11 protein-coding genes and 1 pseudogene are annotated in these 14,175 nt (G+C 60.4%); 10 read left to right on the top strand and 2 right to left on the bottom strand.

Annotated features, from left to right (window positions below):
• Positions 1 to 97 precede the first annotated feature (97 nt).
• Positions 98 to 391, bottom strand: a complete 294-nt coding sequence (locus tag ACMCNM_RS21630) for a transposase (protein ID WP_412765375.1) — start codon at positions 389 to 391, stop codon at positions 98 to 100.
• 61 nt (positions 392 to 452) lie between these two features.
• On the opposite strand from ACMCNM_RS21630, the pseudogene ACMCNM_RS21625 reads away from it, so the two are divergent.
• A pseudogene (locus ACMCNM_RS21625) lies at positions 453 to 932 on the top strand (AMP-binding protein); the annotation flags it as partial.
• A gap of 153 nt (positions 933 to 1,085) precedes the next feature.
• On the opposite strand, the gene gltA reads toward ACMCNM_RS21625, so the two are convergent.
• Positions 1,086 to 2,375 (bottom strand): citrate synthase, encoded by a 1,290-nt coding sequence (gene gltA, locus ACMCNM_RS21620; protein WP_027592878.1) that lies wholly within the window; start codon positions 2,373 to 2,375, stop codon positions 1,086 to 1,088.
• Between the two features lie 351 nt (positions 2,376 to 2,726).
• On the opposite strand from gltA, the gene sdhC reads away from it, so the two are divergent.
• The 9 genes from sdhC (at position 2,727) to sucD (ending at position 14,060) form a co-directional block, all read left to right on the top strand.
• Positions 2,727 to 3,113 (top strand): succinate dehydrogenase, cytochrome b556 subunit, encoded by a 387-nt coding sequence (sdhC, locus tag ACMCNM_RS21615; RefSeq protein ID WP_077068487.1) that lies wholly within the window; start codon positions 2,727 to 2,729, stop codon positions 3,111 to 3,113.
• Positions 3,107 to 3,475: a succinate dehydrogenase, hydrophobic membrane anchor protein gene (gene sdhD / locus ACMCNM_RS21610; protein WP_027592876.1), complete on the top strand. Its 369-nt coding sequence runs from the start codon at positions 3,107 to 3,109 to the stop codon at positions 3,473 to 3,475. The genes sdhC and sdhD overlap by 7 nt, the downstream gene beginning before the upstream one ends.
• A 3-nt stretch (positions 3,476 to 3,478) precedes the next feature.
• Positions 3,479 to 5,251 (top strand): succinate dehydrogenase flavoprotein subunit, encoded by a 1,773-nt coding sequence (gene sdhA, locus ACMCNM_RS21605; protein WP_027592875.1) that lies wholly within the window; start codon positions 3,479 to 3,481, stop codon positions 5,249 to 5,251.
• An 11-nt stretch (positions 5,252 to 5,262) separates the two neighbouring features.
• On the top strand, positions 5,263 to 5,967 hold the full coding sequence (locus ACMCNM_RS21600) for a succinate dehydrogenase iron-sulfur subunit (protein ID WP_008091906.1): 705 nt from the start codon (positions 5,263 to 5,265) through the stop codon (positions 5,965 to 5,967).
• 245 nt (positions 5,968 to 6,212) lie between these two features.
• Positions 6,213 to 9,044, top strand: coding sequence for a 2-oxoglutarate dehydrogenase E1 component (locus tag ACMCNM_RS21595; RefSeq protein WP_027592874.1), 2,832 nt, complete (start codon positions 6,213 to 6,215; stop codon positions 9,042 to 9,044).
• Between the two features lie 42 nt (positions 9,045 to 9,086).
• The gene (gene odhB / locus ACMCNM_RS21590) at positions 9,087 to 10,307 is read left to right on the top strand and encodes a 2-oxoglutarate dehydrogenase complex dihydrolipoyllysine-residue succinyltransferase (RefSeq protein ID WP_027592873.1); all 1,221 of its coding nucleotides are present in this window, start codon (positions 9,087 to 9,089) and stop codon (positions 10,305 to 10,307) included.
• A gap of 93 nt (positions 10,308 to 10,400) precedes the next feature.
• Positions 10,401 to 11,837, top strand: a complete 1,437-nt coding sequence (gene lpdA, locus ACMCNM_RS21585; protein ID WP_027592872.1) for a dihydrolipoyl dehydrogenase — start codon at positions 10,401 to 10,403, stop codon at positions 11,835 to 11,837.
• A 172-nt stretch (positions 11,838 to 12,009) separates the two neighbouring features.
• Entirely contained in the window at positions 12,010 to 13,176 is a 1,167-nt protein-coding gene (sucC, locus tag ACMCNM_RS21580; RefSeq protein ID WP_008091914.1) for an ADP-forming succinate--CoA ligase subunit beta, read from the top strand.
• On the top strand, positions 13,176 to 14,060 hold the full coding sequence (gene sucD / locus ACMCNM_RS21575) for a succinate--CoA ligase subunit alpha (protein WP_003254203.1): 885 nt from the start codon (positions 13,176 to 13,178) through the stop codon (positions 14,058 to 14,060). The genes sucC and sucD overlap by 1 nt, the downstream gene beginning before the upstream one ends.
• Positions 14,061 to 14,175: the final 115 nt, after the last annotated feature.

Genomic DNA, 14,175 nt, shown 5'->3' with positions numbered 1-14,175 from the left:
CCGCTCCCACAGGTGCATCACTGGTTTTACGGGCAGTGATGAACCTGTGGGAGCGGGCTTGTTCTGGTCAAGTTTTTCCGGACACCGATTACGGTGATCAAGCCGCTTGCTGCTCCATGGCTATTGGCGACAGGTAGTTGTTGTAGCTGTGGAGCCTAATGCGGTTGTAACGCATAAAGAAGCTGGTCATGTCCTGTCTAGCTTCTTCAATTTCTGAGTAGCCCTTGGCAGGCACCCATTCTGACTTGAGCGTGCCGAAAAATCGCTCCATTGGTGCGTTGTCCCAGCATTGGCCTCTGCGGCTCATGCTTTGGGTTATGCCATGTCCAAGCAGCTCAGACTGGAAGCGTTGACTGGTGTATTGGGCGGATTCAATCGATCGTCGCAACACAAGATTGTTGAACAGATTTTAGATACTCATTCAGAGCTTCAGCGGGTGTTTTCCAGCCGAGGCCTACGTGATCTACACCTCCGGCTCCACCGGCCGCCCGAAAGGCGCCGGCAACAGCCACCAGGCACTGGTCAACCGCCTGTGGTGGATGCAGAAAGCCTATGGCCTGGACGCCAGTGACAGCGTGCTGCAGAAAACCCCGTTCAGCTTCGACGTGTCGGTGTGGGAGTTCTTCTGGCCGCTGATGACCGGTGCGCGCCTGGTCATGGCCCAGCCGGGTGCCCACCGCGACCCGCAGCTGCTGGTCGACACCATCAACCAGTACGCCATCAGCACGCTGCACTTCGTGCCGTCGATGCTGCAGGCGTTCATGACCCACGAAGCGGTGGAAAGCTGCCGCAGCCTCAAGCGTGTGGTGTGCAGTGGCGAGGCATTGCCGGCCGAGCTGGCGCGCCAGACCCTGCAGCGCCTGCCAGGGGCGGGCCTGTACAACCTGTACGGCCCGACCGAAGCGGCCATCGACGTCACCCACTGGACCTGCCGCCCGGGAGTAATCACGCTGAGTACGCTTAACACCTTGCGCCATCTGGATCTCCGGAAATTCGGGATGGGAGGTGTAAACCTTATTCAGGACGGGACATGGCAATAAAAAAGGCTGCCCGAGGGCAGCCTTTTTGCGTTCGGCTCGAGGAGCTTACTTGCGGTCGGTCAGGGCGACGATGTCGCGCTTCTGCTCGCCGGTGTACAGCTGGCGCGGGCGGCCAATCTTGTACGGGCTGGAGAGCATTTCTTTCCAGTGCGAGATCCAGCCGACGGTACGCGCCAGGGCGAAGATCACGGTGAACATGCTGGTCGGAATGCCGATCGCCTTGAGGATGATCCCCGAGTAGAAGTCGACGTTCGGGTACAGCGAGCGCTCGATGAAGTAAGGATCGGTGAGGGCGATCTCTTCCAGGCGCATGGCCAGTTCCAGCTGCGGGTCGTTCTTGATGCCCAGCTCACGCAGGACTTCGTCGCAGGTTTGCTTCATCACGGTGGCGCGTGGGTCGCGGTTTTTATAAACGCGGTGACCGAAGCCCATGAGCTTGAACGGATCGTTCTTGTCCTTGGCCTTGGCGATGAAGGTGTCGATGTTCGAGACATCGCCGATTTCATCGAGCATGGTCAGTACGGCTTCGTTCGCACCGCCGTGGGCAGGGCCCCACAGTGCGGCGATACCGGCGGCGATACAGGCGAACGGGTTGGCACCCGAGGAGCCTGCCAGGCGCACGGTGGAGGTGGAGGCGTTCTGCTCGTGGTCGGCGTGGAGGATGAAGATCCGGTCCATTGCCTTGGCCAGCACCGGGCTGATCGGTTTGATCTCGCACGGGGTGTTGAACATCATGTGCAGGAAGTTTTCCGCGTACGACAGGTCGTTGCGCGGGTACATCATCGGCTGACCCATGGAGTACTTGTAAACCATCGCGGCCAGGGTCGGCATCTTGGCGACCAGGCGCACCGCGGAAATTTCGCGGTGTTGCGGGTTATTGATGTCCAGGGAGTCGTGGTAGAACGCCGACAGGGCGCCGACCACACCGCACATCACCGCCATGGGGTGAGCGTCGCGGCGGAAACCGTTGAAGAAGGACTTCAGCTGCTCGTGAACCATGGTGTGGTTTTTCACGGTGCTGACGAACTGGGCCTTCTGCTCGGCATTCGGCAGTTCGCCGTTGAGCAGCAGGTAGCAGGTTTCGAGGTAGTCCGATTGTTCGGCGAGCTGTTCGATGGGGTAGCCGCGGTGCAGCAGAATACCCTTGTCGCCGTCGATGTAGGTGATCTTCGACTCGCACGAGGCAGTCGCCATGAAACCAGGGTCGAAGGTGAAGTGACCAGTGGCCCCCAACCCGCGGACGTCGATTACATCAGGACCAACGGTGCCGGTTAAAATGGGCAGCTCGACGGGGGCAGCGCCCTCGATGACCAACTGCGCTTTTTTGTCAGCCATGTGGCCTCCTATTAATGCTTGAAATCATCAGACAGACCCCCCACGCAGGGCCCGCACCACTATAGAGGGATAAATTCAGATGTCAATTTGCCTAAAGGCTGGTTGAAACGGGGCCTGAGGCCTGATTTTTCTCGAAATTGTCGCCCATTTACGCCTTTTGCTCGCTAAAGGCAATGCGCTATTTGGGCTACCCCATCACGTTGTCATAAGCAGCCTAACTGTCTATACTCGGCACCCGACCGCCAGGGGCTTGCAAGCCCGAACTGCTGGGGGTCGCCGTTCCCTGGGTGGTGGGTACCTGACCAGTACACTTACCAACAACTTTGCCCTGTTCGCTAGGGGCTCTTCAGTGTGAAAAAAGCCGTGAAAAGCCAACGACCTGTAAACCTAGACCTAAGGACCATCAAGCTCCCGATCACCGCGTACACGTCCATTCTGCACCGTATCTCCGGCGTCATCCTGTTCCTCGGCCTGGCCATCATGCTTTATGCATTGGGCAAGTCCCTGGGTTCTGAGGAAGGCTTCGGTGAGGTGAAGGCGTGTCTGACCAGTCCGCTGGCCAAACTGGTGACCTGGGCCCTGCTGTCCGCCCTGCTGTATCACCTGGTGGCAGGTGTTCGCCACCTGATCATGGACATGGGCATCGGTGAGACGCTGGAAGGCGGCAAACTGGGCTCGAAAATCGTGATTGTCATCTCCGTGGTGGTGATCGTTCTGGTGGGAGTTTGGGTATGGTAACCAATGTCACGAACCTGTCGCGTTCGGGCCTCTATGACTGGATGGCACAGCGCGTCTCTGCGGTCGTTCTCGCGGCTTACTTCCTCTTCCTGATCGGTTACGTCGTAGCCCACCCAGGTATCGACTATGCCCAGTGGCACGGTCTGTTCTCCAACAACGCGATGCGGATCTTCAGTCTGCTGGCCCTCGTTGCCCTGGGCGCTCACGCCTGGGTCGGCATGTGGACCATTGCCACCGACTACCTGACGCCAATGGCGTTCGGCAAGTCGGCAACTGCGATTCGTTTCCTGTTCCAGGCGGTATGCGGCGTTGCGATGTTCGCTTACTTCGTCTGGGGTGTGCAGATTCTCTGGGGTATCTGATCCATGGCTAGCATTCCAACTATTTCCTTCGACGCCATCATTATTGGTGGCGGCGGCGCCGGCATGCGCGCAGCGCTGCAGCTGGCTCAAGGTGGTCACAAGACTGCCGTAGTGACCAAGGTCTTCCCGACCCGTTCGCACACTGTATCCGCCCAGGGCGGCATCACCTGCGCCATCGCTTCGGCCGACCCGAACGATGACTGGCGTTGGCACATGTACGATACCGTCAAAGGTTCCGACTATATCGGTGACCAGGACGCTATCGAATACATGTGTCAGGAAGGCCCGGCTGCGGTCTTCGAGCTGGACCACATGGGCCTGCCGTTCTCGCGTACCGAAACCGGCCGTATCTACCAGCGTCCGTTCGGTGGCCAGTCCAAGGACTTCGGCAAGGGTGGCCAGGCTGCTCGTACCTGCGCCGCTTCCGACCGTACTGGTCACGCGCTGCTGCACACCCTGTACCAGGGCAACCTGAAAGCCGGCACCACCTTCCTCAACGAGTACTACGCCGTTGACCTGGTGAAGAACCAGGACGGTGCGTTCGTTGGTGTGATCGCCATTTGCATCGAAACCGGCGAAACCCTGTACATCAAGTCCAAGGCCACCGTTCTGGCTACTGGGGGTGCGGGCCGTATCTACGCCTCGACCACCAACGCCCTGATCAACACCGGTGACGGTGTCGGCATGGCCCTGCGTGCCGGTGTGCCGGTGCAGGACATCGAAATGTGGCAGTTCCACCCAACCGGCATCGCCGGCGCCGGTGTACTGGTCACCGAGGGTTGCCGCGGTGAGGGTGGCTACCTGATCAACGCCCACGGCGAGCGCTTCATGGAGCGTTACGCGCCGAACGCGAAAGACCTGGCCGGCCGCGACGTTGTTGCCCGTTCCATGGTCAAAGAAATCATCGCCGGCAACGGCGTGGGCCCGAACAAGGACCACGTACTGCTGAAGCTGGACCACCTGGGCGAGGAAGTGCTGCACAGCCGCCTGCCAGGTATCTGCGAACTGTCCAAGACCTTCGCCCACGTCGACCCAGTGGTCGCGCCGGTGCCGGTCGTGCCGACCTGTCACTACATGATGGGTGGTGTTGCCACCAACATTCATGGCCAGGCCATCACCATGGACGCCGAAGGCAAGGACCACATCATTCCGGGCCTGTTCGCCGTAGGTGAAGTGGCATGCGTATCGGTCCACGGCGCCAACCGCCTGGGCGGTAACTCGCTGCTCGACCTGGTCGTGTTCGGCCGTGCTGCCGGCCTGCACCTGGAAAAGGCGCTGACCGAAGGCGTCGAGTACCGCGATGCCAGCGACACCGACGTCGATGTTGCCCTGAACCGCCTGAACAAGCTCAACGAGCGTACCACTGGCGAAGACGTGGCAAGCCTGAAGCGCGAGCTGCAAAGCTGCATGCAGAACTACTTCGGTGTATTCCGTACTGGCGAATACATGCAGAAGGGTATCGAGCAGCTGGCTGGCCTGCGTGACCGCATCGCCAACGTGAAGATCAACGACAAGTCCCAGGCCTTCAACACCGCGCGTATCGAAGCGCTGGAGCTGCAGAACCTGCTGGAAGTTGCCGAAGCTACTGCCATTGCGGCCGAAGCCCGTAAAGAGTCGCGCGGTGCTCACGCCCGTGAAGACTTCGAAGACCGTGACGACGAAAACTGGCTGTGCCACACCCTGTACTACCCGGGTGAGAAGCGCGTTGCCAAGCGCGGCGTCAACTTTGCGCCGAAGACCGTGCCGGCCTTCGAGCCTAAAATCCGGACTTACTAAGGGTGGCTGCTATGTTGAAAGTCGAAGTTTATCGTTACAACCCCGACACCGACTCGGCGCCCAAGATGGAGTCGTTCGACGTCGATACCGGCGGCAAGGACCTGATGGTCCTGGACGTACTGGCACTGATCAAGGAAAAGGACGAGGGTTTCTCGTACCGTCGCTCCTGCCGTGAAGGCGTGTGCGGTTCCGATGGCATGAACATGAACGGCAAGAACGGCCTGGCCTGCATCACCCCGCTGTCGGGCGTGGTCAAGGGCAACAAGCTGGTGCTGCGCCCGCTGCCGGGCCTGCCGGTCATTCGTGACCTGGTCGTCGACATGAGCATCTTCTACAAGCAGTACGAGAAGGTGAAGCCATTCCTGCAGAACGACACCCCGGCTCCGGCCATCGAGCGTCTGCAGTCGCCAGAAGAGCGTGACAAGCTGGACGGTCTGTACGAGTGCATCCTGTGCGCTTGCTGCTCGACCTCTTGCCCGTCGTTCTGGTGGAACCCAGACAAGTTCCTGGGCCCCGCTGCCTTGCTGCAGGCCTATCGCTTCCTGGCCGACAGCCGTGACACCAAGACCCAGGAGCGCCTGGCGTCCCTGGATGACCCGTTCAGCGTCTTCCGCTGCCGCGGGATCATGAACTGCGTAAACGTTTGCCCTAAGGGTCTGAACCCAACCAAGGCAATCGGTCACGTACGTAACATGCTGCTGCAAAGCGGTACCTGATTCAAAGCGTTGTACCTGCAGTAAGCCGAGGTGCGGGTGGTGAGCCCGCACTGAGGTAAAACTCGAGCAAGGGCCCACAAAGCCCGCGCTCATTACCTATGAAGATATGAGACCAGCAGGGGCTTTCCGGGCTGGTACCCGGAAAATCAGCAAGATCCAAGTGGCGTGGTTCAGTCGCTGTGTTCGGACTTTTCCAGGTTTGCTGTGGCTCTCGCCGATCGTCCCCTAACCGAGGGTGACCAAGCATGCAAGAAAGCGTGATGCAGCGCATGTGGGAAAGCGCCCACCTTTCAGGTGGTAACGCTGCATATGTGGAAGAGCTCTACGAGCTTTACCTGCACGACCCTAACGCTGTGCCAGAAGAGTGGCGCACTTACTTCCAGAAGTTGCCAGCCGACGGCAGCACCGCTACCGATGTATCGCACTCGACAATCCGCGACCATTTCGTACTGCTGGCAAAGAACCAGCGCCGCGCCCAACCGGTATCCGCCGGGAGCGTGAGCAGTGAACACGAGAAGAAGCAGGTTGAAGTTCTGCGACTGATCCAGGCCTATCGTATGCGCGGCCATCAGGCTGCCAAGCTCGACCCGTTGGGGTTGTGGCAGCGCCCTGCGCCCGTAGACCTGTCGATCAATCACTACGGCTTGACCAATGCCGATCTTGATACGACCTTCCGTGCCGGCGACCTGTTCATCGGCAAAGAGGAAGCGAGCCTACGCGAGATCTCCGAGGCGCTCCAGAAGACATATTGTCGCACCATTGGCGCCGAGTTCACCCATATCGTCGATTCCGAGCAGCGCAGCTGGTTCCAGCAGCGCCTTGAAAGCGTGCGCGGCCGTCCGGAGTTTTCCGCTGACGTGCAGGCTCACCTGCTCGAGCGCGTCACGGCCGGTGAGGGCCTTGAGAAGTACCTGGGCACCAAATACCCAGGCACCAAGCGTTTCGGCCTGGAAGGCGGCGAAAGCCTGATTCCGATGCTGGACGAGATGATCCAGCGCTCCGGCTCCTACGGTACCAAGGAAGTCGTGATCGGCATGGCCCACCGTGGCCGTCTGAACGTGCTGGTCAACACCTTCGGCAAGAACCCGCGCGAGCTGTTCGACGAGTTCGAAGGCAAGAAGATGAACGAGTTGGGCTCCGGTGACGTGAAATATCACCAGGGCTTCTCCTCCAACGTGATGACCACCGGTGGCGAAGTTCACCTGGCCATGGCGTTCAACCCGTCCCACCTGGAGATCGTTTCGCCAGTGGTCGAGGGTTCGGTGCGCGCCCGTCAGGACCGCCGCAACGACACCGTTGGCGACAAGGTGCTGCCGATCTCGATCCACGGCGATGCTGCGTTCGCAGGCCAGGGCGTGGTGATGGAAACCTTCCAGATGTCGCAGACCCGCGGTTTCAAGACCGGCGGTACCGTGCACATCGTGATCAACAACCAGGTTGGTTTCACCATCAGCAACCCGCTGGACTCGCGTTCCACCGAGTACGCCACCGACGTTGCCAAGATGATTCAGGCGCCGATCCTGCACGTCAACGGTGATGACCCGGAAGCCGTGCTGTTCGTGACCCAGCTGGCCATCGATTACCGCATGCAGTTCAAGCGTGACGTGGTCATCGACCTGGTTTGCTACCGCCGCCGCGGCCACAACGAGGCCGACGAGCCGAACGGTACCCAGCCGCTGATGTATCAGCAGATCAGCAAGCAGCGCACCACCCGTGAGCTGTATGCCGAAGCGCTGATCCAGGCCGGTCGCATCGATGCCGAGCGTGCTCAGGCCAAGATCGACGAGTACCGCAACGCCCTGGACAACGGCCTGCACGTGGTCAAGAGCCTGGTCAAGGAGCCGAACCGCGAGCTGTTCGTCGACTGGCGTCCGTACCTGGGCCATGCCTGGACCGCGCGTCACGACACCCGCTTCGACCTCAAGACCCTGCAAGACCTGTCGGCCAAGCTGCTCGAGCTGCCAGAAGGTTTCGTGGTTCAGCGTCAGGTGTCGAAGATCTACGAAGATCGCCAGAAGATGCAGGCCGGTGGCTTGCCGATCAACTGGGGTTATGCAGAGACCATGGCGTACGCCACCCTGCAGTTCGAAGGTCACCCGATCCGCATGACCGGCCAGGACATCGGCCGTGGCACCTTCTCGCACCGCCACGCGGTGTTGCACAACCAGAAGGACGCCAGCACCTACGTGCCGCTGCAGAACCTGTTCCCAGGCCAGCCGCGCTTCGACCTGTACGACTCCTTCCTGTCGGAAGAAGCGGTACTGGCGTTCGAATACGGCTACTCGACCACCACGCCGAACGCGCTGGTGATCTGGGAAGCCCAGTTCGGCGACTTCGCCAACGGCGCGCAAGTGGTGATTGACCAGTTCATCACCAGCGGCGAGCACAAGTGGGGCCGTCTGTGCGGTCTGACCATGCTGCTGCCGCACGGCTATGAAGGGCAGGGCCCGGAGCACTCCTCCGCGCGTCTGGAGCGTTACCTGCAGCTGTGCGCCGAGCACAACATTCAGGTCTGCGTACCGACCACCCCGGCTCAGATCTACCACCTGCTGCGTCGCCAGGTCATCCGTCCGCTGCGCAAGCCGCTGATCGTCCTGACGCCGAAGTCGCTGCTGCGCCACAAGTTGGCCGTCTCGACCTTGGAAGACCTGGCAGAAGGCTCGTTCCAGACCGTGATCCCGGAAATCGACACCCAGGATCCAGCCAAGGTCGAGCGCCTGGTGCTGTGTGGCGGCAAGGTCTACTACGACCTGCTGGAAAAACGCCGTGCCGAAGGCCGCGAAGACATCGCCATCGTGCGTATCGAGCAGCTGTACCCGTTCCCGGAAGACGACCTGGTCGAAATCCTGGCGCCGTACACCAACCTCAAGCATGCAGTCTGGTGTCAGGAAGAGCCGATGAACCAGGGCGCCTGGTACAGCAGCCAGCACCACATGCGCCGTATCCTGGGCCGCCACAACAAGGCACTGGTCCTGGAATACGCCGGCCGCGACGCCTCTGCCGCGCCAGCCTGTGGTTACGCTTCGAAGCACGCCGAACAGCAGGAAAAACTGCTGCAAGACGCCTTCACTGTTTAACGCCTTCGCGCACCTGAAACCGAATTTAAGGAAACACTGATAATGGCTATCGAGATCAAAGCCCCAACCTTCCCGGAATCGGTCGCCGACGGCACCGTTGCCACCTGGCACAAGAAGCCGGGCGACGCCGTCAAGCGTGACGAGCTGATCGTCGACATCGAGACTGACAAAGTCGTCCTGGAAGTCCTGGCCACCGCCGATGGCGTGCTGGGTGACATCGTCAAGGGCGAGGGCGACACCGTCCTGTCCGACGAGCTGCTGGGTTCGATCGTTGAAGGTGGCGCTGCCGCTGCGCCTGCTGCTGCTCCGGCCGCTGCTGCCCCGGCTGCCGCTGCCGCCGATGCTGGCGAAGACGACCCGGTTGCCGCGCCTGCCGCACGCAAGCTGGCTGAAGAGAACGGCATCGACCTGGCTACCGTTGCCGGCACCGGCAAAGGCGGTCGCGTCACCAAGGAAGACGTTGTCGCTGCAGTCGCCAACAAGAAGTCTGCACCTGCTGCTGCGCCGGCTGCCAAGCCTGCCGCTGCCGCTGCTGCCCCGGTTGTGACCGCCGCTGGCGATCGTACCGAGAAGCGCGTGCCGATGACCCGTCTGCGTGCCAAGATCGCCGAGCGTCTGGTTGAAGCCCAGTCCAACATGGCGATGCTGACCACCTTCAACGAAGTCGACATGACCGAAGTCATGGCCCTGCGTTCGAAGTACAAGGACCTGTTCGAGAAGACCCACAACGGCGTACGCCTGGGCTTCATGTCGTTCTTCGTCAAGGCTGCCACCGAAGCCCTGAAGCGCTTCCCGGCTGTGAACGCCTCGATCGACGGCAACGACATCGTCTACCACGGTTTCGCCGACGTCGGCGTTGCCGTCTCCAGCGACCGTGGCCTGGTAGTACCGGTGCTGCGTAACGCCGAGTCGATGAGCCTGGCTGAAATCGAGAACGGCATCGCCACCTTCGGCAAGAAGGCCCGTGATGGCAAACTGTCGATCGAAGAAATGACCGGCGGCACCTTCACCATCACCAACGGTGGTACCTTCGGTTCGATGATGTCGACCCCGATCGTCAACCCGCCGCAGGCTGCCATTCTCGGCATGCACAACATCATCCAGCGCCCGATGGCCATCAATGGTCAAGTGGTCATCCGCCCGATGATGTACCTGGCGCTGTCGTACGATCACCGCCTGATCGACGGCAAGGAAGCGGTAACCTTCCTGGTCACCATCAAGAACCTGCTGGAAGATCCGTCTCGCCTGCTGCTGGACATCTAACCCTCTGGCTGCGTACCGTTCGGCCCCTGGCTTCGAAAGAGGCGGGGCCGCGCGGTTCGCGGCTTGTAGCTTGTAGCTGATAAGGAATCTTTTATGACCCAGAAATTCGACGTAGTGGTGATTGGTGCAGGTCCTGGCGGCTATGTGGCTGCCATCAAGGCTGCCCAACTTGGTCTGAAGACTGCCTGTATCGAGAAATACACCGACGCCGAGGGCAAACTGGCCCTGGGCGGCACCTGCCTGAACGTAGGTTGCATCCCGTCCAAGGCGCTGCTGGACAGCTCCTGGAAATACAAGGAAGCCAAAGAGAGCTTCAACGTCCACGGTATCTCCACTGGCGAAGTGAAGATGGACGTCGCCGCGATGGTTGGCCGCAAGGCTGGCATCGTCAAGAACCTGACCGGTGGCGTTGCTACCCTGTTCAAGGCTAACGGCGTAACTTCGATCCAGGGCCACGGCAAACTGCTGGCCGGCAAGAAAGTCGAAGTCACCAAAGCTGACGGCACCACCGAAATCATCGAAGCCGACAACGTGATCCTGGCCTCCGGCTCGCGTCCGATCGACATTCCGCCGGCTCCGGTCGACCAGAACGTCATCGTCGACTCCACCGGCGCCCTGGAATTCCAGTCGGTTCCTAAGCGTCTGGGTGTGATCGGTGCTGGCGTGATCGGCCTGGAGCTGGGCTCTGTATGGGCGCGCCTGGGCGCTGAAGTCACCGTCCTGGAAGCCCTGGACACCTTCCTGATGGCTGCCGACACCGCCGTGTCGAAAGAAGCCCAGAAGACCCTGACCAAGCAAGGCCTGGACATCAAGCTGGGCGCTCGCGTCACCGGCTCGAAAGTCAACGGCAACGAAGTCGAAGTGACTTACACCAATGCCGAAGGCGAACAGAAGATCACCTTCGACAAGCTGATCGTTGCGGTCGGCCGTCGTCCAGTGACCACTGATCTGCTCGCTTCCGACAGCGGCGTCACCATCGACGAACGTGGCTACATCTTCGTCGACGATCACTGCGCTACCAGCGTGCCGGGCGTGTTCGCCATCGGTGACGTGGTACGTGGCATGATGCTGGCGCACAAGGCCTCGGAAGAGGGCATCATGGTTGTCGAGCGCATCAAAGGCCACAAGGCCCAGATGAACTACGACCTGATCCCATCGGTTATCTACACCCACCCGGAAATCGCGTGGGTCGGCAAGACCGAACAATCCTTGAAGGCCGAGGGTGTTGAGGTTAACGTAGGCACCTTCCCGTTCGCGGCCAGCGGCCGTGCGATGGCAGCCAACGACACCGGTGGTTTCGTCAAGGTTATCGCTGACGCCAAGACCGACCGCGTACTGGGTGTGCACGTGATTGGCCCATCGGCTGCCGAACTGGTACAGCAGGGCGCAATCGCAATGGAATTCGGCACCAGTGCCGAGGATCTGGGCATGATGGTCTTCAGCCATCCAACCCTGTCCGAAGCGTTGCATGAAGCAGCGCTGGCAGTGAATGGCGGCGCCATTCACGTGGCCAACCGTAAGAAGCGTTAATTATAAGAAACCACGGCGGGCTGCCCGTCGTGAGTCTTGCGTGCATGACTCACCGCGGAAAGTCCGCCGGATCGGACTACACGGGATAACCCGGGGTTAACGGTCACAGGTGGTGCGGCGCCAGCAATGGCGCAGCGCCGAAGCGCAGTACCTAACGAAGACGGTAAAAAGCATGAATCTTCACGAGTATCAGGGTAAGCAGCTGTTCGCTGAATACGGCCTGCCAGTTTCCAAGGGTTTCGCTGTCGATACCCCTGAAGCTGCAGCAGAAGCTTGCGACAAGATCGGCGGTTCCGAGTGGGTTGTTAAAGCCCAGGTTCACGCAGGTGGTCGCGGTAAAGCGGGCGGCGTCAAGCTGGTTCGCAGCAAGGAAGACGCCAAGGCGTTCGCTGCGCAATGGTTGGGCAAGCGCCTGGTAACCTACCAGACCGACGCCAACGGTCAGCCAGTGACCAAGATCCTGGTCGAATCCTGCACTGACATCGCCAAAGAGCTGTACCTGGGCGCTGTAGTCGATCGCTCGAGCCGCCGCATCGTGTTCATGGCCTCCACCGAAGGTGGCGTGGACATCGAGAAAGTCGCTCACGAAACTCCTGAGAAGATCATCAAGGCTACTATCGATCCGCTGGTCGGCGCTCAGCCGTTCCAGGGTCGTGAACTGGCATTCCAGCTGGGTCTGGAAGGCAAGCAAGTTGCACAGTTCGCCAAGATTTTCGTAGGCCTGGCCAAGCTGTTCAAAGAACACGACCTGGCCCTGCTGGAAGTCAACCCGCTGGTCATCAAGGCCGACGGCGACCTGCACTGCCTGGATGCGAAGATCAACATCGACGCAAACGCCATGTACCGTCAGCCTAAGCTGAAAACCTTCCACGACCCGTCGCAGGACGATCCTCGTGAAGCTCACGCTGCCAGCTTCGAGCTGAACTACGTGGCCCTGGAAGGCAACATCGGCTGCATGGTCAACGGTGCCGGCCTGGCCATGGGTACCATGGACATCGTCAACCTGCACGGCGGCAAGCCAGCCAACTTCCTCGACGTAGGTGGTGGTGCTACCAAAGAGCGCGTTACCGAAGCCTTCAAGATCATTCTGTCCGACAGCAATGTCGCGGCCGTTCTGGTCAACATCTTCGGCGGCATCGTTCGCTGCGACATGATTGCCGAAGGCATCATCGGTGCAGTGAAAGAAGTCGGCGTTAAAGTTCCGGTCGTCGTTCGCCTCGAAGGCAACAACGCCGAACTGGGCGCTAAAGTACTGGCAGAAAGCGGTTTGAACATCATTGCGGCAACCAGCCTGACCGACGCTGCTCAACAAGTTGTCAAAGCTGCGGAGGGCAAGTAATGAGCGTCCTGATCAATAAAGACACCAAAGTCATCTGCCAGGGCTTCACCGGCTCGCAGGGTACTTTCCACTCCGAACAAGCCATCGCCTACGGCACCAAGATGGTCGGCGGCGTTACCCCAGGCAAGGGTGGCACCACCCACCTGGGCCTGCCGGTGTTCAACACCGTCAAGGAAGCTGTGGAAGCGACTGGCGCTGATGCTTCGGTCATCTACGTTCCGGCTCCGTTCTGCAAAGACTCGATCCTGGAAGCGGCCTTCGGCGGCATCAAGCTGATCGTCTGCATCACCGAAGGCATTCCTACCCTGGACATGCTGGATGCCAAGGTCAAGTGCGACGAGCTGGGCGTTACCCTGATCGGCCCTAACTGCCCAGGCGTCATCACCCCAGGCGAGTGCAAGATCGGCATCATGCCAGGTCACATTCACTTGCCAGGCAAGGTCGGTATCGTTTCGCGTTCCGGCACCCTGACCTATGAAGCCGTTAAGCAGACCACCGACGCCGGTTTCGGCCAGTCGACCTGCGTCGGCATCGGCGGTGACCCGATCCCAGGCTCCAACTTCATCGACATCCTGAAGCTGTTCCAGGAAGACCCGAAGACTGAAGCGATCGTCATGATCGGTGAGATCGGCGGTTCGGCTGAAGAAGAAGCCGCGGCCTACATCAAGGCCCACGTCACCAAGCCTGTCGTTTCCTACATCGCGGGTGTTACCGCACCTGCGGGCAAGCGCATGGGCCACGCTGGCGCCATCATCTCTGGCGGCAAAGGCACTGCGGACGAGAAGTTCGCTGCGCTGCAGGACGCAGGTGTTAAAACCGTGCGTTCGCTGGCCGACATCGGCAAGGCCCTGGCCGAGCTGACTGGCTGGGAAGCCAAGAAGTAATACGCTTCACCCCCCACGCGCACAGAGGCCACCTTCGGGTGGCCTTTGTCGTTGTTGGGGGTATGTTTGCCTGTGTCGGCCTCTTCGCGGGGCAAGCCCGCTCCCACAAGGCCGA

The organism is Pseudomonas sp. NGC7, from assembly GCF_047159675.1.
GTDB classification, from domain to species: Bacteria; Pseudomonadota; Gammaproteobacteria; order Pseudomonadales; family Pseudomonadaceae; genus Aquipseudomonas; species Aquipseudomonas kermanshahensis.
The sequence above is the reverse complement of the archived record's forward strand: the minus strand, read 5'-3'. Positions and strand labels throughout refer to the sequence as shown.

Excerpts from the sequence above, each read along its gene's own strand:
- sdhD (WP_027592876.1), top strand. The coding sequence starts at position 3,107 with ATGGTAACCAATGTCACGAACCTGTCGCGTTCGGGCCTCTATGACTGG.
- sucD (WP_003254203.1), top strand. The coding sequence starts at position 13,176 with ATGAGCGTCCTGATCAATAAAGACACCAAAGTCATCTGCCAGGGCTTC.
- odhB (WP_027592873.1), top strand. The coding sequence starts at position 9,087 with ATGGCTATCGAGATCAAAGCCCCAACCTTCCCGGAATCGGTCGCCGAC.
- ACMCNM_RS21595 (WP_027592874.1), top strand. The coding sequence starts at position 6,213 with ATGCAAGAAAGCGTGATGCAGCGCATGTGGGAAAGCGCCCACCTTTCA.
- lpdA (WP_027592872.1), top strand. The coding sequence starts at position 10,401 with ATGACCCAGAAATTCGACGTAGTGGTGATTGGTGCAGGTCCTGGCGGC.
- sdhA (WP_027592875.1), top strand. The coding sequence starts at position 3,479 with ATGGCTAGCATTCCAACTATTTCCTTCGACGCCATCATTATTGGTGGC.
- sucC (WP_008091914.1), top strand. The coding sequence starts at position 12,010 with ATGAATCTTCACGAGTATCAGGGTAAGCAGCTGTTCGCTGAATACGGC.
- ACMCNM_RS21600 (WP_008091906.1), top strand. The coding sequence starts at position 5,263 with ATGTTGAAAGTCGAAGTTTATCGTTACAACCCCGACACCGACTCGGCG.
- gltA (WP_027592878.1), bottom strand. The coding sequence starts at position 2,375 with ATGGCTGACAAAAAAGCGCAGTTGGTCATCGAGGGCGCTGCCCCCGTC.